Raw genomic sequence first — 22,112 nt, 5'->3', positions numbered from 1 at the left:
GGCGGCCCGCATCGTGGGAGGAGAAGGACAGGTGCAGGAGGTAGGATACGATGAGAACACCCATACTGGCTGGGAACTGGAAGATGTTCAAGACGGTGCGAGAAGCTGTCGATTTTGTCAAGCAACTGCCGGCAGATGATCCGGCTACAGGAGTGGAAAAGGTAATCTGTGCTCCCTATACAGCTCTCCCTGCTCTATCGGAACAGCTGCGTGGTACGTCCTATCTGCTCGGTGCACAAAACATGCACTTTGCAGAAGAAGGAGCCTTTACCGGAGAGATCAGTCCGCTGATGCTCAAAGAGCTGGGGGTCCACTACGTGATTATCGGTCACTCGGAACGTCGTCAGTATTTTAATGAGACGGACGAGTCGGTCAATCAAAAGACCAAAGCTGCGCTGCAGCACGGATTAAAACCAATCGTCTGCGTCGGTGAGTCGCTGGAAGAGCGGGAAGCAGGCCGGACAGGAGAGGTGGTTCGCAGGCAGACGGAAGCAGCGCTGGCGGGAATCTCACCGGAACAGGCCAAGCAGATCGTCGTTGCCTACGAACCAGTATGGGCGATCGGTACCGGCAAGTCTTCCACAGCGGAAGAGGCTAACGAGACGATCAGCCAGATTCGCGGTGTGATGGCGGCAAAAGTGGGCGAAGAAGCGGCGCAGGCGATCCGCATCCAGTACGGCGGCAGTGTCAAGCCGGACAACATCGACAGCTTCATGCGCTACCCGGATATTGACGGTGCGCTCGTCGGCGGTGCCAGTCTGAAGGCGGACAGCTACCTGCAGTTGGTGCAGGGTGTACAGGATGCGCGGAGGTGACAACTATGGCAAATCGGCCAAAACCTGTCGCGCTGATCATCCTGGACGGATTTGCGCTGCGTGATGAGACCTACGGCAATGCGGTGGCGCAAGCAAAGAAGCCAAACTTCGATCGCTACTGGAGCACGTACCCGCATGCTACGCTGCAGGCGAGCGGACTGGCAGTCGGCCTGCCGGAAGGGCAGATGGGCAACTCCGAGGTAGGCCATCTGAACATTGGTGCAGGCCGGGTCGTCTATCAGGATCTGACGCGCGTCAGCAAGGCGATCGAAGAAGGCAGCTTCTTTGACAACGAAACACTGCTGGCGGCGATTCAGCACGCCAAACAGAACGGAAAAAAACTTCATCTGTTCGGCCTGCTTTCCGATGGCGGCGTACACAGCCACATCGACCACCTGTTTGCCCTGTTGGAATTGGCCAAGCGGGAAAACTTCGATCAGGTGTACATCCACGGTTTTCTGGACGGTCGCGATGTTGCCCCGGACAGTGCGGTACAGTACATCGAACAACTGCAGCAAAAGATCGAACAACTGGGGACGGGGCACATCGCCACCGTTCAGGGACGGTACTACGCGATGGACCGCGACAAGCGCTGGGAGAGGATCGAAAAAGCCTACCGGGCGATGGTCTATGGTGATGCGCCGCAGTACACCGATCCGATCAAAGCGGTAAAAGAGTCATACGAAAAGTCGGTGATGGACGAATTCGTGATGCCTACCGTGATCGTGGACAAAGCGGGAGAGCCGATCGGCAAAGTAGAGAGCGGTGACGCCGTGATTTTCTTTAACTTTCGCCCTGACCGCGCGATCCAGATCTCACAGGCCTTTACCAACGCTGACTTCCGCGGATTTGATCGGGGAGAGGGACGTCCACAGGATCTCTTCTTCGTCTGCCTGACCCATTTTTCCGAGTCGGTAGACGGCTACGTAGCCTACAAGCCGACCAATCTAGACAACACGCTCGGGGAAGTGCTCGCCCAGCAGGGACTGCGCCAACTGCGAATTGCCGAGACGGAGAAGTACCCACACGTCACCTTTTTCTTCAGCGGCGGCAGGGAGCAGGAATTCCCGGGTGAGAAGCGAATACTGATCCCGTCTCCCAAAGTGGCTACCTACGATCTCAAGCCGGAGATGAGCGCTCCCGAAGTGACCGATGCGGTGGTAGCGGAGATTGAGGCAGAGGCAACCGATGTGATCATCCTCAACTTCGCCAACTGCGACATGGTGGGCCACTCCGGCAAGATGGAACCGACGATCCAGGCCGTAGAGGTGGTCGACGCCTGCCTGGGCCGGGTAGTGGATGCCATCCTGGAAAAAGGCGGGGTGGCGGTGATCACCGCCGATCACGGCAATGCGGATCTGATGCTGGACGAGGCGGGCCGTCCGATCACCTCTCACAGCACCTACCCGGTTCCGGTGATCGTGACAAAAGCAGGAACTGTGCTCCGCGAAGACGGCATCCTTGCCGATCTCTCGCCGACCGTGCTCGATCTGCTGGGGGTTGCACAACCTGCTGAAATGACGGGTGCCACACTGCTTACAAAAGCGTAAAACGACGACAAAGGAGTTGGAAACAAATGGCGATGATTACAGATGTGTACGCACGTGAGATTCTTGACTCTCGCGGCAATCCCACAGTAGAGGTAGAGGTTTACCTGGAAGATGGCTCGATGGGCAGGGCAGCCGTTCCCTCCGGCGCCTCCACCGGCGCTTATGAAGCGGTGGAACTGCGCGACGGGGACAAGGGGCGTTATCTGGGCAAAGGAGTACAGCAGGCGGTGCAAAACGTAAACGACATCATTGCCCCTGAGCTGATCGGGATGGATGCGGCCGATCAGGTAGGCGTCGACATGACGATGCTCGAACTGGATGGGACCGCCAACAAAGGGAAGCTGGGTGCCAACGCCATCCTGGGCGTGTCGATGGCAGTGGCCCGTGCGGCAGCCCAATCGGCAGGACTCCCGCTGTACAACTATCTTGGCGGATTCAACGCAAAAACGCTGCCGGTACCGATGATGAACATCCTCAATGGCGGCAAACACGCCGACAATACGGTGGACATCCAGGAGTTCATGGTGATGCCGGTTGGAGCGGCTTCTTTCGCGGAAGCGCTGCGCACCGGAGCGGAGATTTTCCACTCCCTGAAAAAGGTACTGACCCAGAAGGGCCTCAACACGGCCGTCGGTGACGAAGGTGGATTTGCACCCAACTTGAAGTCGAACGAAGAGGCGATCACCACGATTCTGGAGGCGATCCAGGCGGCTGGCTACGAACCCGGGCAAGATGTCTACCTCGCGCTGGACGTCGCCTCGACGGAGATGTACAAAGACGGCAAGTACCATTTCGAGGGTGAAGGAGTGGTCAAATCTACGGAAGAGATGATCGCTTACTATGAGGAACTGATCAATAAGTACCCAATCATTTCGATCGAAGACGGACTGGCAGAGGACGATTGGGATGGCTGGAGAGCTCTCACAGAGCGCATCGGCAGCCGGGTACAGCTCGTCGGTGACGATCTGTTTGTCACCAACACGGAGCGGCTGGCACAGGGGATTGCCACCAATACCGGCAATTCTATCCTGGTAAAAGTAAACCAGATCGGCACGCTGACGGAGACCTTTGAAGCGATCGAGATGGCCAAGCGCGCCGGCTATACCGCTGTCATCTCCCATCGCTCCGGCGAGACAGAGGATTCGACGATTGCCGATATCGCCGTCGCTACCAATGCCGGACAGATCAAGACAGGCGCTCCGTCCCGCACGGATCGTGTAGCCAAGTACAACCAGCTGCTGCGGATTGAAGACGAGTTGGGTGACACCGCTCGCTACGACGGGCTTACAGCCTTCTACAACATGAAGAAGTAAGGAAACGTGAAGCAGTAAGGAAACGTGAAGCAGTAAGCAAAAGAGGTACCTCCGGCAACTGGAAGTACCTCTTCTGCATCTCCGCGTATGTAAAAAGGCCTTTTCACAAGGCCTTTATGTAGAACGGTTTATTTCTTTTCAGCGAGCCACTTGGCCAGTGCTTCCACCTCGGCCGGTTTGCTAACCAGTCCGCCTGGCATTGCCGGTGGCTTCCCGTTTTTGATAATCTCGGCAATCTGCTGTTCGTCGTATTTGCTGCCAACTGCGGTCAGCGGAGGAGCGCTAGTCCCTTCCAGGTTTTGGCCGTGACAGCCCATACAGCCCGCTTCCTGGTAGACGGTTTCTGCGTTGATCTCGGCAGCAGGTGTATCTTCTGCCATTTCCTGTTCCTTCGGGATGACCAGTGAGGCAACGAGCGCGATCAGAAACACGAGAAATAAAACACCGAAGGAAGTGAAAAACGCCTTCGCGGAATCGATGACGTCGTTTTGTGGCCTATTGTTTTGTTGCTTATCTTTTTTAGAACCAGCCATCAGATAAAGACCTCCTAGAAGAATGTAAACCACTACAGTGCAATTTTACGGTAAAATCGCGGCACATGCAAGGCAAGCCCGAAACAGACAAAGAAAGTACACATTTTGTCAAAACCGTGACGGCGACACCTCGCACAATCCCCTTTGCACGCAGACAAGGGTTGCTGTCGCGATATATCTATGATACAGTAAAAATAATGTTTTTTATGTGTCGCGTCATGATTTTGATCACAGTACAGCGAAGCGTAAAAGGAAATCAGTGCTTTGGGGTGACGTTAAGATGGTGTTGACGGTCAAGATTTTGTTGGTAATCGTATCTATCGGCTTGATTGCCGTTGTCTTACTTCAATCGGGTAAAAGCGCCGGGCTGGCCGGTTCGATCGGCGGTGGCGCGGAACAGTTGCTGGGCAAGCAAAAAGCTAGAGGAATCGATGCCGTATTGAGCAAGTTAACCATCGCATTTGCGGTGGCGTTTATGGTATTGACCATCTTGCTGGGCTATTTTCTGAAAACCGCTTGATATTGGTATGACAGAGGGCAGCAGGCTGAACGCCACGCTGCCCTTTTTCCTGTTTCGGGTTTGCCGCGCAGGGTTGTAGCAAATACTATAGAGAAGTGACAGCGCACAGCGCGGAATTGTTCAAAGGAGTTATGATGATGAACGAACAAGAAATTCTTTCGTTTATGCGGGAGCAGGCGTATCACCCGATGACGATTGATGAGTTAGAGGAAGCATTTCAAATCACAAATGCAGACGATTTCAAAGAATTGGTAAAAACCTTAAACCAGCTGGAAGATCAGGGCGAGATCGTGCGAACACGGACCAACCGCTACGGTGTTCCGGAAAAGATGAATCTGTTCAAGGGCAGACTACAGAGCCACACCAAGGGATTCGGCTTTGTCATCCCCGAAACACCGGGTGAAGGCGATCTCTACATTCACGCCAACGACATGAACGGGGCGATGCATGGCGACATCGTGCTGGCCCGCGTGGAAAAGCAGACGGGTGGCGCCAGGAAAGAGGGACGGATCATCCGTGTCGTGGAGCGGGGGATCACGGAAGTAGTCGGGACCTTTCAGGATGAGGCTCATTATGGCTTTGTCATCCCGGACGACCGCAGGCTGGGGAAAGATCTGTTTATCCCGAAAGGGGCGTATAATGGAGCGGTAGACGGCCACAAGGTAGTAGCCAAAATCACCCGTTACCCGGACGGACGTTCCAATCCAGAGGGGGAAGTGACGGAGATCCTGGGGCATAAAAATGATCCCGGTGTCGACATATTGTCCATCATCCGCAAGTACGGACTGCCGGAAGCGTTTCCCCAGGAGGTGCTGGCGGAAGCAGAGGCCGTACCGGATGAGATCTCGGAAGAGGAAATCCGCGGACGGCGCGACCTGCGGGACCGGATGATGGTGACCATCGACGGTGCCGACGCCAAGGATTTGGACGATGCCGTCTCTCTGGAGCAGCTGCCAAATGGAAACTATCTGCTCGGTGTCCACATCGCGGATGTCAGCTACTACGTAAAGGAAAACTCAGCCCTGGATCAGGAAGCGTATCGGCGCGGCACCAGTGTCTATCTGGTCGACCGGGTCATCCCGATGCTGCCCCACCGCCTGTCCAACGGGATCTGCAGCCTCAATCCGCAGGTGGATCGCCTCACCATCACCTGTGACATGGAGTTCGACCAGAATGCCAACGTCGTAAAGCACGATATCTACCTCAGCGTCATCCGCACCAACGAACGCATGACGTACGCCGACGTGCGCAGTATTCTGGTCGACCGGGATGAAGCGCTGATCGAAAAATATCACGATCTGGTTCCGATGTTTGAACGGATGGAAGAACTGTGCCGCAAGCTGCGGCAGAAACGGATGAGCCGCGGCGCGATTGACTTTGATTTCCGTGAGGCAAAAATCTACGTCAATGAGCAGGGAGAACCGACCGAGATCGGATTTCGCACTCGCTCAATTGCCGAACAGATCATCGAGGAATTTATGCTGGCGGCCAACGAGACGGTTGCCGAACACTTTCATTGGATGAAAAAGCCGTTTATTTACCGGGTCCACGAAGATCCCAACCAGGAAAAATTACAGTCCTTTATCGAATTTGTGACCACGTTTGGCTACGCGGTGCGCGGAAAAGGGAACAGCATCCATCCACGCGCATTGCAGCAGCTGTTGGAAGAAGCGAAGGATACACCGGAGGAAGTGATCATCAGTACCGTCCTGCTGCGTTCGATGAAGCAGGCGCGATACGACGCGGAAAGCCTCGGTCACTTTGGTTTGGCTACAGATTTTTACACACACTTCACATCCCCTATTCGCCGCTATCCAGACCTGATCGTACACCGGCTGATCCGAGAGTGGGTAGAACGCGGTGTGATGAACGAGCAGCGGGAAGCCTACTGGGCGGAAAAACTGCCGCTGATCGCCGAGCATACCTCACAGCGGGAGCGGGTAGCCGTCGATGCTGAGCGGGAAACGGATGATCTGAAGAAAACCGAGTACATGGCGGAACATATCGGCGAGGAGTTTGAAGGTGTCATCTCCAGCGTCACCTCATTTGGGATCTTCGTCGAGCTGCCCAATACGATCGAAGGCTTGGTTCACGTCAGCTTCCTGACCGACGATTACTACCACTTCCACGAAAAGGCGTATGCGCTCGTAGGTGAGCGTACCGGGAAGCAGTTCCGCATCGGGGATGTTGTCCAGGTGCGCGTGGCCAATGTGAATATCGAAGAGCGGACGATCGATTTTGAGATCGTCGGGATGAAAAAAAGTGCCTCTCGGCGCGGCGAGCGCATGCCGCGCGCGATTGCCGGGGGTAAGGTGGATCGCGGCGGAAAAGCAGAACGTGCCGGCAAGCGGGGGAAAGCGGCACGCGGCAAGGGCAAAGCGGACAAGGCGCCCAAGACGGCCAAAACAGCGGCTGAAACGCCGGCAGCCAAGCGGAAGCGGTTGAAAGAACGGGCTCGCAAGCGGCTGGAGGGCGTCGCTGTGGAGTTTGGCGATGATTACCTGGGGCAGGAGCAGTCGACAGGTGCGGCTGGTCAAAAAGCGTTCTGGGAGGACCTGGTCGAGTCCAAGAAGAAGCGGAAAAAGCGGGTGGCTAAGGCTGCGAAGCGGAAGCGGAGATAGGGTGAAGCTGGCCGAGCAGGAGAGTATCAAGCCAGAGGGGTCGTCATCATCAGCCTATAGCTCAGACGGGCGCTCCCCGCTGCTGCTATTTGCGATGTCTCCGAGAGGGCCGCACCCCTTGCGAGCAGCCGCTTTTTTTGCTACACTAACTGATACGATTCCGGCAAGCAAGTGAGGTGAGCTTGATGTCCAATGGGAAAGCCGGCACGAAGACAGTAGCGCAGAACCGGAAGGCGCGTCACGACTATCATATCGAAGATGTCTACGAAGCAGGCATTGCCCTGACAGGGACGGAGATCAAGTCGGTGCGTGCCGGACGGGTACAGTTGAAAGACAGCTTCGCCCGGGTGGAAAACGGGCAAGTGCTGCTGCACAATGTGCATATCAGTCCCTACGACCAGGGAAACCGCTTTAATCACGAACCGGAGCGCACGCGCAAGCTGTTGCTCCATCGCAACGAAATCCTCAAGCTGAACGCATTGACTCGGGAGAGAGGCTACGCTCTGGTCCCGCTGAGCGTCTATCTGAAAGGCGGCTGGGCCAAAGTGGAGCTGGCGCTGGCTAAAGGGAAGAAGAACTACGACAAGCGGGAGTCGCTCAAGAAGCGGGACGCACAGCGTGAGGTAGAACGCGCCCTGCGCGAGCGGCAAAGGATGTAGGATCTGCACAATCTGGGTGGATGCTGACAATAATGGAGGCAACCATACATTGCTTCGTATATACGCATGTGATATATTATAGGTACTACCTCGTCAGAGCTATACGCTGGCCTGACTTCAGGTAGGTACAGGGAAGTATCATCCATCTCTAAACAACCTTTTTTTCAACAACCTTTCATACCTTAGTGATACGCTTCTCTGGACGGCAGATGGCCTGACAGCTTGCCGTCCAGTTTTTCCATGTTTACTGAGATGACATGGATTTTTCTGTCCAATCGGACTATTTCTGTGGTTTTATTCTTATACATGGGGGCGTTTTGGATTCGACGGGGATGGTTGAGCATAAGAAGCGAGCCGGGGGGCTGCGGACCCCGTCAACAACGCGGAAAGCCATAACTGGCAACAAACAACAACTTCAACTCGCTGCCTAATAACCAGCGAGGCTCTACCTCTCCATCGCCCGTGTGGCGTGCGTAGAGCTCACTAACTAGCGGGCTACGCCGGAGGCCTCCGCCTGGGGCCAAAGGAAGAAGATCAATCAGGCTAGGTTGGCGACTGGCGTGTCGTTCCGCAGGTCGTTAACTGAATTGCTATAGAACGACTGCGCTCGGAGATGCTTATGTGGTCGCCGTTTTCGGACGGGGGTTCGAATCCCCCCGCCTCCACCATGAAAAGCCCGACCTCATGCGGTTTGGGCTATTCTTATGCCCGAAATTGTAGACCAATTGTAGACATCAGAATTACTTGATGATTTTATCGGCTATTTTTGTAGACAACTTGTCTATAAACGTTATGGGGAAATATATTGATTCTGCTTACATATTCAACCCATGTGGAGTGTTTAATATTGATGGTTCGCAAAAAATAGATGAGATGTGACAGTATCGTTCAATAACGTTGAAAAGTATAGGGGGCACATCATAGATAATATTAAATTGAAAACACAATTTTAATAGCTTAGAATTAACAGGTGATGATAGTGAGGAGATGTAATGACAAATGATGCTAAAAGATTGGATACTAGAGAACATAGTGGATTTTAACTCGAATGTTAAATCAGAAGAAGACTTGAAAATTAAAGTAATCATTCCATATCTTAAACAGCTAGGTTATGAAGAAGCTGAGTTTAGATATGAAAATCCTATTCAAGTTGTAATAGGTTCAAAGAAAACCACTGTATTCTCAGATATCGAAGTATTAATAAATGGTAAAGTGGAACTTGTGATTGATGTCAAAAAACCGACAAAATCTATTACTGAAAAAGACGTCTTGCAATCTACGAGCGTAATGCCCCCCAAAAGTCCAGACAAATTTTTGCTGTTTTACGTTAGAACGTTTTCCGACCACCTGAATCGTAGGATGATCTGCGATATGCGTCAAGGAAGGCACTTGACCCATATCGCAGATCACCCTCTGTCTCGGATAGGTCGGAAAAAGCATCGTTATGCAGCATGAGCCATCTGCGACTTCCGAAACTCGGTCGGTGATTGGTACCGCAAAGCAGAGTGTGGACGCTCCTCATTATAGAATCGGATGTATTCCTCAATGTCTTGTTTCGCCTCGGAAAAAGACAGGTATTCTTGCACCCAAACCGTTTCTTCTTTGAGCGTACGAAACCATCTCTCGATGTAAGCGTCTGCATCGGGATTGTTGTAGCCCGTTCGTTCCTGTTTGATCCCTGCATCCTTGAGAGCTTGTACATAGCGTTTGCTGGTCATCTGGCAACCGTTATCACTGCGAATACGTAACCCTTGCCCCTTGACACCCGTTGGAAACCGATAATCAATGGCCATGTTCACTGCTTGAAGCAGTTCATCCGTCCGGCAGAAGCGAGAAAAGCTGTAGCCAACAATCTCTCGATCATAGGCATCAATCACCGCAAAGAGGTATCCCCATCCGTCTTTCCCGCACCACACCTTGGTCATATCTGTTTGAAAATGTTGGTTGGACCGTTCGACGGGGATCTTACCTTTCTCTTTTTTACGCCGTGCGGCGTATGCCTTGGTGGCGACCAACAGATTCCGTTCTTTCATGATCCGGTAGACACGCTTATGATTGATGACACGCTGGTATTTTTTCTTCATCCACACCCGGATGCGACGATAGCCGTTGGTCGGGTGCTCTGTGCACAATTGGCGTATCTCGGCTTTGATTTCGGCTTCATCAGGACGTTGGCGCTTTTGTGTCCGCAAGGGCTTAAGCAGAGCGTAGCAATACGTTCGATTCAGTTGAAGGGCAGAAGCAATGCGCGGGATCGGATGCCCTTCACGATGGAGAGCCTGAACCAACTGACGACTTCCTACTTCCGACCCCAGTTCGTCTTTTTTCGGAGGATCTCGATCTGCATGGCTTGTTCACCCAGCAGTTTCTTTGCCTCCTCCAACTCTTTCTCCAACTGTTGCTCACGGGCAGAAGGACCCGTGGAAAGGCCAGAAAGCCCCGCTTGGAGGAACGCTTCACGCCAACGATAATAAAGGGTTTGGGCAATGCCGTGGTTGCGGCATACCTCGGAGATGTTTGCCCCAGGAGCCATTCCCTCCAGGACGATATTCATTTTTTCTTCGGCTGTCCATTTTCTTCTCGACATAACAAAGACCCCTTTCGACCCTTCCTTGATTATAACTTACATTTTGTCTGGGGTCTTATGGGGTCAGTATACGAGTTATGCAAAACTTATTTCGACACCTCCTGCATTGTATTCGATTACAACGAATGGGATAGATTGTATTATTTGCAACACGTTTACTGGAGTAAGACTAGACGAAATACCTTCAAAGTCGCAGTTACTTCGAGATATTGATCGAACTAAAAAGAAAACTTTTAATGAAATTGAAATTAGGGAAATCAAGAGTGTTCTGCTTACGTTACTTGAACCAAACGAATTATTTAAGGTTATTAATCGAAGCAAAGATGTTATTGAAAAGAAGGGTCTAATTAGAAGTGATCAGTCATTCAGAGAAATGACAAAGATTCTTTTAGTAAAGATGAATGAAGAAAGAAGAGTAAAAGTTGGTGAAGGTACGAATCGTTTTACTAAAGAATATCTTGAAACTAATGCTCTTGTTAACAAAACGACTGAACTGAACGTATTTGCGAATTTATTTAACGATGCAAAAAACAAATATCCTGACATATATACTAATGCAGACGAATCGTTGTCAATAACGGATAATGACTGTCTAGTTGAAGTTGTAAAAAACCTAGAGCCATTTTCTTTTTTAGGTACTGGGGATGATATAAAAGGAGCAGTGTATGAGGTTTTCTTAAAGTCAACTCTGCGGGGCGATTTCGATCAATATTTTACGCCAAGAGAAATTGTTGATTTTATGGTAAGATTTGCCGATCCAAATACTGGGGATGTGTTCCTAGATCCTGCATGTGGATCTGGCGGATTTCTTATCCAAGCATTTAATTATGTAAATCAAAAGATAATAAATGCTCCTTATTCTGAAGCAGAAACAAAGAAGAAATTCAACGAATTGGTAGAAAAGTGTATCTGGGGTCATGAAGCTGATTATGATCTACATGTCCTTGCTAAAATTAATTTAATTATGCATGGTGATGGTTGGAATAATATTTATCAAGGTGACACTTTATCCACTGAAAAATTACCACACGACTACTTCGATTTAATTTTAACTAATCCTCCGTTTACCATAAGATATGATTTTAAGAATGTGTTGTCCAATTATGAACTAGGATTAGGAAAAGATAGTGAAGAGCTTGATATATTATTTGTAGAAAAAAGCTTAAAAGTTTTAAAGCCAGGTGGAGACCTTTATATTGTACTACCTGAAGGGTTACTGAATAATAAAGTTTACAGGTATTTTAGAAAATGGTTATTAGAGAATTCTTATTTATTATGTTCAATAAGTCTGCCAGAGGGTGCGTTTATACCGTTCGGCGGATCAGTCTCTAAGACATGCATTATTGGACTTAGGAAAAAAGATAAGACTAATCCTGAATTAAACAAGCCCAATCATGTTTTTCTTGGAAGGGCAGTTGAAGTCGGATATGAAACAGGAAAAAAATCTTATAAACCTAATGAAAAAAATGATCTGGATTTCTTTTTGAAAGAATCTAAAGAAATATTCGATGACATAAAACTCTCTGAGAACCAAGGTGAATGTGGCTGGATCGAACAATCTCTAATTAGTGATTATAGGGTAGATGCAAACTACCTTCTAAATATGATTGACCGCAAACAGTTGCATGAGAAATTTGTAAATCTCGTTGCCTTGGAAGAGGTATGTGAAATTAGAAACATATCGATTTCAATTGATAAAAATACAGAGTATTATTATTTGGAAGTTCCTGATATTTCTTCGGAAACTGGTACGGTTAGTAATATTCGCAAGGTAAAGGGGAGTGAAATTAATGCTGATTCACTTCACCTATTTCATCCTGATGATATATTATTTACTAGAATTAATCCTCGTAAGAGCAGGGTAACAATTGCTCCGCCTATAGAAGGTATTGGAGTAGTATCGAAAGAGGTATATATCATTGCTCTGAAAGAAGGTAATAAATATATAAAGCCTGAAAATCGCTTCGTACTACTCTCGTTATTACAAGCCGAACATGTAAAGAATCAAATTATTCGACTATCTACTGGTTCTTCTTCATCTAGGGCGAGAGTGCAACCAAATGATCTTTTAAGTGATGTGTACGTACCAATTCCGAGTGAAGAAGTCCAAAAGAAAATTAGTGATAGTAACTATAACATGATGAAATCATATTGGGAAGTTTCACAGAATTATTTGAAAGTGTTTGTTGAAAATTTAAATATTTTAGGTTCTAATTTTAATAAACACAACATCCGTTCAGTTTGATTTCTTAGTAAATAAAGAAGATTGCAGGAATATTACTATATTGGGGGCGGGAATGTAAATTTTTTTGTGTAAATGGGTTTTTAACGGGTGGACAGTTACGTCAACGGCTTTACATGGAGTGGCGGGCATGATAGGCTCGCTTGCCATGCGATGCATGTTTTACTGGCATCGCCCAATCGCAAGAAATCATGCCCGCAGAGGCTCCATGTCAAGCCGACTCAACAGCCCAATTATGCGGACAGTTCCCCTTGCAATCGATCTCCAAAATGGATGGCAAGTTGCGATATACATTCTTTCCAACTCCGAAGCGGCATAGTCCATTTCTTCGATGCCTCAACGGTAGCCAGATAGATGATTTTCCGTAGAGCATCATCGGATGGATAAGCCGTTTTTGTCTTTGTGACCTTACGGAGTTGCCGATGATAGCCCTCGATGATATTCGTCGTATAAATCATCTTGCGTATCTCTGGGGGATAGCTGAAATAGGCGGTCAGTTCGAGCCAGTTGTTTTCCCAGGAGCGAATAATGATGGGATACTTCTTTCCCCACTTGTCTTTGAACGTAGAAAAAGCAGTCTCAGCTTCTTCTAACGTAAGGGCTTGATAGACTTTCTTTAAATCTGCCAAGACTAACTTTTCTTCTTTGAACGGAACATATTTCATAGAGTTACGAATCTGGTGGATGACGCACAGTTGAATTTGGGTTTTCGGAAAAGCGATCAAGTCCGAATTTGTGTGTAAATTCCCTCAGCTAGAATTTGCTACATAATGCGTGTCACTTTAGAAGCGGACTTTGGTCTGTTTCCCCGCCATTCTAAGTATTCGGCCATATCGAGATACTTCTTGCCGGCAGCCCATTTCTCGTCTTGTTCCATGAGTAGGGCACCGATGAGTCGAATGACCGATTCACGGTTTGGAAAGATGCGTATGACGCGTTCGCGACGACGTACCTCCTCATTCAGCCTCTCAACGCTGTTCGTAGTCCGTAGACGTTTACGGTATGTTTCTGGAAGGCTCAGAACAGCCGTAGCATCGTCAAAGCCAGCTTCTAGGATCCGCATTGCTTTCGCCGCTTTTTCCTCGTATGCTGCGATCGTTTGTTCAAGCATCATTCTTGCAGTGGCTGGATCAGGTGCCTCTAGAATTGCGCGTACTCTCGGATAGATTTCGTCCTTAAGCCCTTTGGGCGTCGCATCCAGGACATTACGCATGAAGTGCGTTTGGCATCGTTGCCAAGCGACGCCTTGTAATTGTTGACGAATGGAACGCACTAAGCCTCCATGATCATCAGATACAACAAGATCCACACCGCGAAGTCCACGAGACTTCAGCCAACTGAAGAATTCGCTCCAGCTTTCTTCGGACTCTGTATCGCCCAACATGAGGCCCAATACTTCGCGGTGTCCATCTGTATTCACGCCAATACCAAGCATTACGCCTCGAGAGCGAACACGACCGTCTTCACGCACTTTCAGATACAGCGCATCAACGAGAACAAAAGGAAAACGGCTATCCGACAGCGGACGGTTATTCCAAGCCGTGACGATTGGATCGAGACGTTTACACAGGTCGGAGACCGTTGATTTCGAAAACTCTGTGCCGCAGAGCTCCTCCGTCACTTGTGACACTTTACGTGTGGAGACACCGTTGATGACCATTTCCATCATGGCGAGGATCAGTGCTTGTTCACTTCGCTGGTAGCGCATAAAGAGTTCCGTAGAAAACTTGGCACCACGAATCCGGGGCACACTTAGCACAATCGTACCGACACGTGTATGTAATGGGTGAGGATAAGAACCATTCCGGTAACCTTGTCGATCTTCGGTACGCTCGTAACGATCGGCTTCCACTTGTTCCGTCACCTGCGCTTGCAAGACTTGGTTTAAGACCGATTCTAGCAGTTTTGCTACACCGGCATCTTGGGAGTTTCCTAGAAACAGTTGATGCAAAAGCTGCGAATCTACGTTAATCTGGTATTGAGCCATTTCATAACACCTCGTCCATTTAGAATGTTGCTTCGACAACACCATTCTAACTGAGGGATTTGAATATGGCTCCCTTTCTTTTGGGGAGTCTAGCATTTTACACAATTATACGGACTCAACTATGATATGATAGGAGTAATAATCGATCTCTTACTATTTATAGGAGAAGATGTAATGAAATTAAATAAAACGAGTTTAAAACCGTTATATGAACAGTTGATGGATGCGATAAAAAAAGACATCAATGAAGGGGTATACAGCATCGGCGCTCAATTGCCGGCAGAGACCGAATTATGTGAAAAGTACGGGGTCAGTCGGATCACAACAAGAAGGGCGATAACAGAACTGGTTGAACAGGGAATCCTGCGAAAGCTGCATGGCAAAGGGACATTTGTTACTAGCAATAAGTTAAAGCGCGAACTGATTGCCGTCAATGGATTCACAGAATTCCTGTTGCAGTCAGGAAAAGACCCCCATATCCGCATCTTGTCGAAAAAAGTGGTTCCCGCGTCTTGGCGGCAGGCCGAAGTGTATTTGGCAAGTAGAAAATGTACCGCTTGGCAATTAAAAATGCACACTTGCCAACCAGGGTATCATCGATTCATCAGTGAATCCTTATGACGAAAACTATCACGATTAAAAACAATCAAATGCGAATAGTGAATGAGACGATCAATGAATGCTTCCGTCAGTATTGGATCGCCAAAAACGTGATTCCATTGGCCGAACTGTAAGTTCGTGGTTATGATGACACTACGCTTTTCATAACACAGATTGATCACTTGAAACAGTAACTCTGCTCCTTGCTTGTGAAGGGGTACATAGCCTAATTCATCAAGAATTAATAGATCCAGGCTCTCTATTTGTTTAAACAGCCTACCAAGAGTTCCCTTCTCGTTAACCTCTAACAGGCTGTTCACGAGTTGAGCGACTGTATAGAAGCGCACCCGTTTTTGGCTTTTTTGGATGCAGTTCCAGCCTGCCAAGGCTGCCATAAGCGTTTTCCCGACCCCGACGCCTCCATATAGGATTAAATTCTCTTTTCTCTCTATGAACCTGCCTTGCAAGATTTCTTCCTTTGTAATGTTTCCATTCATATGAATACCGTGCCATTCTAGCTGCTTGCCAGATATATCCGGCAAACAGGATTGACTGAGAAGGAGATTGAGCTTCCGTTCCTCTCGTTGCTGTATTTCCCTTTCGAATAAGCAGAGCAGAAATTCTTCATGTGTTTCAGCTTCCACCGCGTGATAATTCTCCCGTATCCAACTTAATTTCAAACGCTTGGCATGCTCTTCAATGAGGCTTCTCACCGCTGCTCACCTCCTGGCATAATCATCAACCGATCATAATGAGAGAGGCCTCTGCTTGAATTTCTAGTTGATGGCACTGAAGGCGGAAGCGACAGTGTTTCTCGAATGCCTCGTCCATTCACAAGCTGATAATAGACGTGCTTGATGGATTCCGTGGTAGGATGTCCATGTTCGGATGCAATCCGTAGGGCTTGTAGAGATATGTCGAAATCCTGTTCCTTTAATATGACGGATAAAAGTTGGAGAGCATTCCGTTTCTCCTCGACTGTACATTCACCGAAAAAGGCTTTCCATTCCTCCGGCAATTGATCGTAGAATGAGCTGTATTTCAAAGCGGTTGGCCTCTTTGCCATCAAGGTCAGATAAGGTTGCCAGTCCATCGACTTCTTTGTCTCCCCATATAATCTGGGGTGGCGTACGATCACTTCATTTTCCTCGTTCAGAAGCGAGATCGTATCAAATGAGATCTTCGCCAATACCGCTTGTCCCGCAAAGCGTGGCGAAGTGGAATATTGCTTTTGGTCAATACGGACGATTCCGTATTTATCCGCTTTGACCTGCTCGAACCGAACGCATTCGTACGCTTTACCGGGCAGTTGGAGGAAGCGCTCCTTGTCTTCCAAATATAGTTCGGCAATCAGGGTATCCTTTTCATAGTGGCAACGTTTCCGATCCCCCAGGCTCCAATTCAGGGTCTTCTCATTCAAGACCGACAGGTCTTCATAGTGGATTTCCGGCAACAGATAGTTGTTTCGTATGTATTTGACCATTGCTTCCACGTGCCCTTTCTCGTTTCCGCTTCCCGGATTGCAGAATTCATATTGGAAGCCATAATGGGCAACAAAACGAGCGAATTCCTCTGTTACTTGCCGTTCCCCGTTTGGCAGCACTTTCTTCACCGCAGGTGACAGGTTATCGAAACGGATCGTATGCGGCACGCCTTCTAGAAAGGCGAACATGTTCGTCAGTCCTTGTAGAAAACACTCCCGGTTTTGGGAAGGGAACACTTGAAACAGGAATGAATTGCTGTAAGGGAATGAGAGGACGAGGAAGGGCAAGATGACCTCTTTTCCCCTGTGCTTAAAAGGAGCTTCCCCAAAATCTACCTGTGCTGTGCCGGCCTTCGCCTCTAACGGTAAGGCAGTGTCATTGCTCTCGTCCAATAAGGCGGCTTTCCTTTTCGCCACATAGGCACGAATCGTACGGTCAGAGCCTTGGAATCCATGTTCCGAAACGAGAAGAGTATAGATTCGCTTTGCGGTTCTTCTGAACTTCTTTTTCTTCCCCATATCTTCAAGTAGCCATTGATCAACGATTGGTTTAACCGGATCCATTACATTGGCTTTCCTTGTCTGTACAGACTTCACCTCCTGATTGAAATCCTCCATCTCCGAATACTTCTTGATTGTCCTGCGATCCATATTCATCTGTCTTGCAACAGAAGAGTAGGAGCGACCTTTTGTGTTTGTTTCATGTCTGATATAATTGACTTCAGCCATTGCTAACATCTCCTATATACCTCCCATGAACGTTATGCCCAACGGGGAGTGTATGTTTTTTAATAGATGTTGGCAAGTGGCTCTTTTTAATATGAGCATAAATTAGCTGCCATTTAGTACATTTAAATCATGCCATAAACAGGCCGAAGCGCTGCAGGTTGAGCGTGAAGAGCCGCTTTTAGAGCTGAAACGACTTCACCTGATAAAAGACGAGCCGATCCACAGCGAGACAAGTTACTACTCGCTGAGGAGATTTCCCGATTTGGACAAGCACATCGGGGATTCCCATTCAACCTATCAGATATTAAAAGAGGTATACCAGATTCAAGCCGTTCGCAATACCAAAACGATCAGTATCGTCAATGCCACTGCAGAGCAGGCGGAGTTTTTAAACTGTACGCAGGACATTCCCTTGTTTGAGGTTGAAAAAATTGCCTTTGATCGAAAAAGTGTTCCGATTCATTATACGCTGTCATTCCTGCCTTCAAACAAGGTGTCATTCACGCTTACGATGGATTCGACCGAAGATGTTCAGATGATAGATGAGTAACAGAAACGATGGCGCACGGCAATAAAAAAGGGGGCCTTTGCTCAGTCGAGCAAGGCTCCCTTTTTTCGTGCAAGATGTTCGGTTTACCCCAGAACTGGAGAAGCGCATTCAGCAGCAGCTCGCTCAGAGGAAGGGCAGAGGATACCGCAAGTTGTATGTGACAGGAACCGTGGCTGCCTGTCTGGCCTTGGCTTTTATCGTCGGCAAACCGATCACTTCAGGGCAGCAAGGGGACTGGCAGTAATCTGCAGCCATGCTGTCGGAGCAAAAAGCTAAGGCTACCGTGGTGAAGGCATTGCAGCCGCTGAAAAAAGCCGTAACGGAACTAAACCGTTATCAGCTCGTCATAAAGGACACATCGGCTGCCGTGATCGAAGCCGAGCTGCGAAACGACGAAGGGTATGCCAGAGTCGTGATCAACAAGGGGACCGAAGCTGTGGAAGGATTTAAATGGTTCACGTACGATACCAATGACCAGCTCCCATCGGAACAGAGGGAGCAGGAGATGTGCTAAGCTCCTATAGGGTCGAGAGTACGGGAGAACAAGCAGCAGAGGCTAAACGAGCTCCGAAAGCGCTGGCATTAGAACGAGGATTTATCGATCAAGGAGATGCCGATATTCTCTCCGTGACGGAGGAAGTCGTGCGGACCAGATTGCATCGTGCCAGAAAGCAGCTGAAAAACCTGATGACCAAGTCCAAGGAGGAAGAGCAATGAGCGAGGAAAAACTACTGCAAGAGTTTGCCCAATCTGCCAGACAAATGGTCGAGAGGGAATATCCCTATCGCCATGACCGTTTGGAAACAAAGGTATTGGCCCGTATGCAAGGGAAGAACCTGCACCAGCAATGGAAGAAAATGGCCTGGTCAGCCAGTTTTGCCGCTTGCTTCGCGATGCTGCTGTATGGCATCACCCCGATAGACCCCATCATTTCGGGAAAGAGAACAGCGAACCACCAGGAAGCTTCATTTGAGTGGTTGGTACCGGACGTAGGCTTTTCCAATGCAATCTATCACGGATACAAGATACTTCCTGAGATTCGGACAGAACAATCCGGTTTCACTATCCAAGTGAAGGATATTATGGTTGACCAGCTGCGTATGGGTTATACGGTGCTGCTTTCCGGAGATGAGATTGAAGCGATTGCTCAGCAGCCGGAGGAAGCGAAAAGAGAAGCCATCTACGCAGGGTTGACTACCGAACCCAATCTGAAGATCAGCGGTGGCAGTGAAAGTTCAGACTACCAATTGATCAATGGGAAGCACTATCTGATCAAAAAGGCGATCTTCACGCTGAAAGAGGGTGAGATCAAAAACATTCTCAGCAAACCGCAGCCAGCCATTTCTTTGTTGATCAAAGATATGAGGGCGGATCAGAAACAGGTAGCCAACGTACCCGTTTCCCTGCCCGTTGATATCGCTCAATCGGAGAAAGTGATACAGTCAGCCACCACTGCCAAACCGCAGCTTGGAACACAAGACGTCTTGCGCAATCTGCGCGTAAACGAGATTAAGGCGTATCCGACTGTGATGCGAATCAAGATGGAGGCTGAGTTGGCAGAGGGATACAGCCTGAGGGGTTTGCGAAACGTGGAAGTGGTAGATGATCATCGCAAAGAATACACCAGGGTGATCGTGACGCCCAGCGTTTCTGTTCAGCAGCAAGGAGAGAACGCTGTCTATTATCTGGACATGATGCCCTCCTTGTACTTCGGACGGGCTCCACAAGAACTGAGCCTGCGATTTGACGGCATTGAAGCGGTGCAAGAGATCACGAGTAGTTTCACACTGAAGCCAAACGGGGAGCCTCACGAGGTGACGCTTGGCAGCAAAAAGATCCGTATTCTCCGAGCTTATTACGAGAATGACCAACTCCATCTGGAGTTCCCTGGGGAAGCTAAGTCAGAGGAGACCCACTTCTCCATTGAAGGCGTGCCGCTGGGTGAAGAAACGTTTGACTCCGAATCGCAGACGTTCACACGCTCCATTGCCGTTCCCGAGAAAGAGACATACAAGATTGACGTGGTAAGGTACGAACAAGAACAAATCAACATCAAGGGGTTTGTTCCTATACGGGATGGCAAAGAGTAAATGCGTTGCTCAATCTTTCACCGCGCTAAGCGGTGTTTTTTTGCATATGTTTCGTTTGAACTGGAAAACCAGCAGATACAAGTCGCTTCAAGATGATGACACCGAGCGAGGAAGCGAACACAATCTTGATCAGATCAGGAATGATAAACGGCATGACGCCAAACAGGAAAGCTTGTTCCCAGGATAGATTCAGAATCAGCTTTAGATGGGAGGCCCCGATCGCATAGATGATCAATAGTCCCAGCAGATTGGCAAGAAACGCTTTCCACACGCTAATCTTGCCCCGCTCAAGGATCAAGCCGATCACATAAACGGCTGGTATAAAGGCAAGCAGATAACCCCCAGTTTTCCCGGCTATGGCTTGCAGCCCGCCTTGATACCCCGCAAAAACAGGAGCACCCATCACGCCTAACAAGAGATAGACGATGACCGATACCGTTCCCCAGCGTCTGCCTAACAGCATGCCGGTCAAGCTGATCGCCAACACTTGCAAGGTAAAGGGAACCGGTCCGATCGAAAACGAGATTTGGGCACAAACGGCTGTAATGGCAGCAAAAAGCGCGACAAGAATCATCATTTTGGTTTGGTGTGAACGCATTGGTAATCCCCCTTTTTGTAAACTTGTTTTATATGTTTGGTTAACAATTATTGCGAGTAATGTTTTCAGTATGGTAGAATGTTCTTGAATTGTCAACCTTGTTTGTTTATTTGGTTAACATATTTCTTGTTGAGGGGGAGACGGGGTGGAATTCGTGATAAAGGCACAGGATTGGAAGAGATTGGCGAAAGAAGTAATAGGGGGTTATCCGATTTCCAGGGAGGAAGCTTTAGCTATTCTTCGCTCCCCCGATGATCAGCTTCTTGAGGTGATGCAAGCGGCTTATCTGATTCGGAGCACGTATTATGGCAAAAAAGTAAAACTGAATATGATCATAAATGCGAAGTCAGGCTTGTGTCCCGAGGATTGCGGCTATTGCTCCCAATCCATCGTCTCGGAAGCGCCGATCGACAAATACGCCTGGCTCACAAAAGAGACGATTCTCAAAGGAGCAGAGGAGGCGATCCGACGCAAGGCAGGCACGTACTGCATCGTCGCATCAGGACGACGACCTACGGATAAAGAGATTGAGCATGTGATCGGAGCGGTCGAGGAGATCCGGGCGACGACAGATCTGAAAATTTGCTGCTGCCTCGGTTTTTTGAATGAGGAACACGCCACCAGACTGGCTGCCGCCGGTGTTCACCGCTATAACCACAACCTGAATACAAGTAAGCAAAACTACCGGAATATCACCTCCACTCACACGTATGAGGACCGTGTAGATACCGTGGTGAAGGCGAAGGAAGCGGGGATATCTCCCTGTTCGGGGGCCATTTTTGGCATGGGGGAGAGCGACGAAGAAGCGGTAGAAATCGCATTTGCCCTGCGAGAACTGGATGCCGATTCGATCCCGTGCAACTTTTTACATGCCATTGAGGGCACCCCGCTGGAGGGGCGAAAAGAACTGCACCCGCGCCGGTGCTTGCGGCTTTTGGCGATGATGCGCTTCGTCAATCCAACCAAAGAGATCCGCATCTCGGGAGGACGCGAAGTAAATCTGAGGTCGCTGCAGCCGCTGGGACTCTATGCGGCTAATGCCATATTTGTCGGAGACTACCTGACGACAGGAGGGCAAGAGCCGACAGAAGACTGGAGCATGATTGAGGATTTGGGATTTGAGATCGAGACGTGTGCCTTGTAACGATCCACATCCCGTCGGCTGAATGATAGCGGGCAGCAAGTCGACCGGCGCCGCTTTTTGGGTGTTCACTGTAGGGGCAAACGGCCGAAAC

General features: G+C 49.1%; 22 protein-coding genes, 1 other RNA gene and 1 pseudogene. 16 read left to right on the top strand and 8 right to left on the bottom strand.

The window, feature by feature from the left end; all coding sequences use genetic code 11:
- The first annotated feature begins 50 nt into the window (after positions 1–50).
- From tpiA to eno, 3 genes are read left to right on the top strand one after another with little or no spacing between them, the layout of a single operon-like run.
- On the top strand, positions 51–815 hold the full coding sequence (gene tpiA / locus LOK74_RS18140; RefSeq protein WP_230043411.1) for a triose-phosphate isomerase: 765 nt from the start codon (positions 51–53) through the stop codon (positions 813–815).
- A 5-nt stretch (positions 816–820) separates the two neighbouring features.
- Complete coding sequence (gene gpmI / locus LOK74_RS18135) at positions 821–2,365, top strand: 2,3-bisphosphoglycerate-independent phosphoglycerate mutase (RefSeq protein WP_230043410.1); 1,545 nt, start codon at positions 821–823, stop codon at positions 2,363–2,365.
- 26 nt (positions 2,366–2,391) lie between these two features.
- A complete protein-coding gene (gene eno / locus LOK74_RS18130; RefSeq protein ID WP_230043409.1) occupies positions 2,392–3,678 on the top strand; it encodes a phosphopyruvate hydratase in 1,287 nt (428 codons plus the stop codon).
- A gap of 128 nt (positions 3,679–3,806) precedes the next feature.
- Here eno and LOK74_RS18125 read toward each other — a convergent pair whose 3' ends face one another.
- The gene (locus LOK74_RS18125) at positions 3,807–4,211 is read right to left on the bottom strand and encodes a YqzM family protein (protein WP_230043408.1); all 405 of its coding nucleotides are present in this window, start codon (positions 4,209–4,211) and stop codon (positions 3,807–3,809) included.
- Between the two features lie 280 nt (positions 4,212–4,491).
- On the opposite strand from LOK74_RS18125, the gene secG reads away from it, so the two are divergent.
- The 5 genes from secG to LOK74_RS18100 all read left to right on the top strand — a co-directional run bounded on the left by secG (position 4,492) and on the right by LOK74_RS18100 (position 9,466).
- Complete coding sequence (gene secG, locus LOK74_RS18120) at positions 4,492–4,731, top strand: preprotein translocase subunit SecG (protein WP_230043407.1); 240 nt, start codon at positions 4,492–4,494, stop codon at positions 4,729–4,731.
- 137 nt (positions 4,732–4,868) lie between these two features.
- Positions 4,869–7,352 (top strand): ribonuclease R, encoded by a 2,484-nt coding sequence (rnr, locus tag LOK74_RS18115; RefSeq protein ID WP_420908686.1) that lies wholly within the window; start codon positions 4,869–4,871, stop codon positions 7,350–7,352.
- A gap of 185 nt (positions 7,353–7,537) precedes the next feature.
- Entirely contained in the window at positions 7,538–8,011 is a 474-nt protein-coding gene (smpB, locus tag LOK74_RS18110; protein WP_230043405.1) for an SsrA-binding protein SmpB, read from the top strand.
- Positions 8,012–8,319: 308 nt separating this feature from the next.
- Positions 8,320–8,679, top strand: a transfer-messenger RNA (tmRNA) gene (ssrA, locus tag LOK74_RS18105).
- Positions 8,680–9,010: 331 nt separating this feature from the next.
- Positions 9,011–9,466 (top strand): type I restriction enzyme HsdR N-terminal domain-containing protein, encoded by a 456-nt coding sequence (locus tag LOK74_RS18100; RefSeq protein WP_230043404.1) that lies wholly within the window; start codon positions 9,011–9,013, stop codon positions 9,464–9,466.
- Here the strand turns inward: LOK74_RS18100 and LOK74_RS18095 are convergent.
- Positions 9,454–10,299 (bottom strand): IS3 family transposase, encoded by an 846-nt coding sequence (locus LOK74_RS18095; RefSeq protein ID WP_230043403.1) that lies wholly within the window; start codon positions 10,297–10,299, stop codon positions 9,454–9,456. The two genes, LOK74_RS18100 and LOK74_RS18095, sit on opposite strands and share 13 nt — an antisense overlap.
- 11 nt (positions 10,300–10,310) lie before the next feature.
- Positions 10,311–10,598, bottom strand: coding sequence for a transposase (locus LOK74_RS18090; RefSeq protein ID WP_230043402.1), 288 nt, complete (start codon positions 10,596–10,598; stop codon positions 10,311–10,313).
- Positions 10,599–10,995: 397 nt separating this feature from the next.
- On the opposite strand from LOK74_RS18090, the gene LOK74_RS18085 reads away from it, so the two are divergent.
- Positions 10,996–12,843, top strand: coding sequence for an N-6 DNA methylase (locus LOK74_RS18085; RefSeq protein WP_230043401.1), 1,848 nt, complete (start codon positions 10,996–10,998; stop codon positions 12,841–12,843).
- A gap of 230 nt (positions 12,844–13,073) precedes the next feature.
- On the opposite strand, the pseudogene LOK74_RS18080 reads toward LOK74_RS18085, so the two are convergent.
- Together LOK74_RS18080 and LOK74_RS18075 are read right to left on the bottom strand one after the other, a co-directional pair.
- Positions 13,074–13,556: pseudogene (locus tag LOK74_RS18080) on the bottom strand (IS256 family transposase); the annotation flags it as partial.
- A 47-nt stretch (positions 13,557–13,603) separates the two neighbouring features.
- Positions 13,604–14,827, bottom strand: coding sequence for an IS256 family transposase (locus LOK74_RS18075; RefSeq protein WP_230043400.1), 1,224 nt, complete (start codon positions 14,825–14,827; stop codon positions 13,604–13,606).
- Positions 14,828–15,001: 174 nt separating this feature from the next.
- Between LOK74_RS18075 and LOK74_RS18070 the strand changes: the two genes are divergently transcribed.
- Entirely contained in the window at positions 15,002–15,448 is a 447-nt protein-coding gene (locus tag LOK74_RS18070) for a GntR family transcriptional regulator (protein WP_230043399.1), read from the top strand.
- On the opposite strand, the gene istB is transcribed toward LOK74_RS18070, so the two are convergent.
- Positions 15,421–16,140, bottom strand: a complete 720-nt coding sequence (gene istB / locus LOK74_RS18065; protein ID WP_007780154.1) for an IS21-like element helper ATPase IstB — start codon at positions 16,138–16,140, stop codon at positions 15,421–15,423. The two genes, LOK74_RS18070 and istB, sit on opposite strands and share 28 nt — an antisense overlap.
- Positions 16,137–17,648 (bottom strand): IS21 family transposase, encoded by a 1,512-nt coding sequence (gene istA / locus LOK74_RS18060; RefSeq protein WP_007780157.1) that lies wholly within the window; start codon positions 17,646–17,648, stop codon positions 16,137–16,139. The genes istB and istA overlap by 4 nt, the downstream gene beginning before the upstream one ends.
- A 97-nt stretch (positions 17,649–17,745) precedes the next feature.
- On the opposite strand from istA, the gene LOK74_RS18055 reads away from it, so the two are divergent.
- The 5 genes from LOK74_RS18055 to LOK74_RS18035 all read left to right on the top strand — a co-directional run bounded on the left by LOK74_RS18055 (position 17,746) and on the right by LOK74_RS18035 (position 20,279).
- The gene (locus LOK74_RS18055; RefSeq protein WP_255679617.1) at positions 17,746–18,189 is read left to right on the top strand and encodes a UTRA domain-containing protein; all 444 of its coding nucleotides are present in this window, start codon (positions 17,746–17,748) and stop codon (positions 18,187–18,189) included.
- A 67-nt stretch (positions 18,190–18,256) separates the two neighbouring features.
- The gene (locus LOK74_RS18050; protein WP_230043398.1) at positions 18,257–18,433 is read left to right on the top strand and encodes a hypothetical protein; all 177 of its coding nucleotides are present in this window, start codon (positions 18,257–18,259) and stop codon (positions 18,431–18,433) included.
- A 9-nt stretch (positions 18,434–18,442) separates the two neighbouring features.
- Entirely contained in the window at positions 18,443–18,703 is a 261-nt protein-coding gene (locus tag LOK74_RS18045; RefSeq protein WP_230043397.1) for a hypothetical protein, read from the top strand.
- Positions 18,697–18,906 carry a hypothetical protein gene (locus LOK74_RS18040; protein WP_230043396.1) on the top strand — a complete coding sequence of 70 codons (210 nt, stop codon included), beginning with the start codon at positions 18,697–18,699 and terminating at the stop codon, positions 18,904–18,906. The genes LOK74_RS18045 and LOK74_RS18040 overlap by 7 nt, the downstream gene beginning before the upstream one ends.
- Entirely contained in the window at positions 18,903–20,279 is a 1,377-nt protein-coding gene (locus LOK74_RS18035; protein WP_230043395.1) for a hypothetical protein, read from the top strand. The genes LOK74_RS18040 and LOK74_RS18035 overlap by 4 nt, the downstream gene beginning before the upstream one ends.
- Positions 20,280–20,304: 25 nt before the next feature.
- Here the strand turns inward: LOK74_RS18035 and LOK74_RS18030 are convergent, their stop codons facing one another.
- Positions 20,305–20,877, bottom strand: coding sequence for a biotin transporter BioY (locus LOK74_RS18030; protein ID WP_230043394.1), 573 nt, complete (start codon positions 20,875–20,877; stop codon positions 20,305–20,307).
- 145 nt (positions 20,878–21,022) lie between these two features.
- Between LOK74_RS18030 and bioB the strand changes: the two genes are divergently transcribed.
- Entirely contained in the window at positions 21,023–22,021 is a 999-nt protein-coding gene (bioB, locus tag LOK74_RS18025) for a biotin synthase BioB (RefSeq protein WP_230043393.1), read from the top strand.
- Positions 22,022–22,112: the final 91 nt, after the last annotated feature.

Source organism: Brevibacillus humidisoli (assembly GCF_020923435.1).
GTDB classification, from domain to species: domain Bacteria; phylum Bacillota; class Bacilli; order Brevibacillales; family Brevibacillaceae; genus Brevibacillus_E; species Brevibacillus_E humidisoli.
The sequence above is the reverse complement of the archived record's forward strand: the minus strand, read 5'-3'. Positions and strand labels throughout refer to the sequence as shown.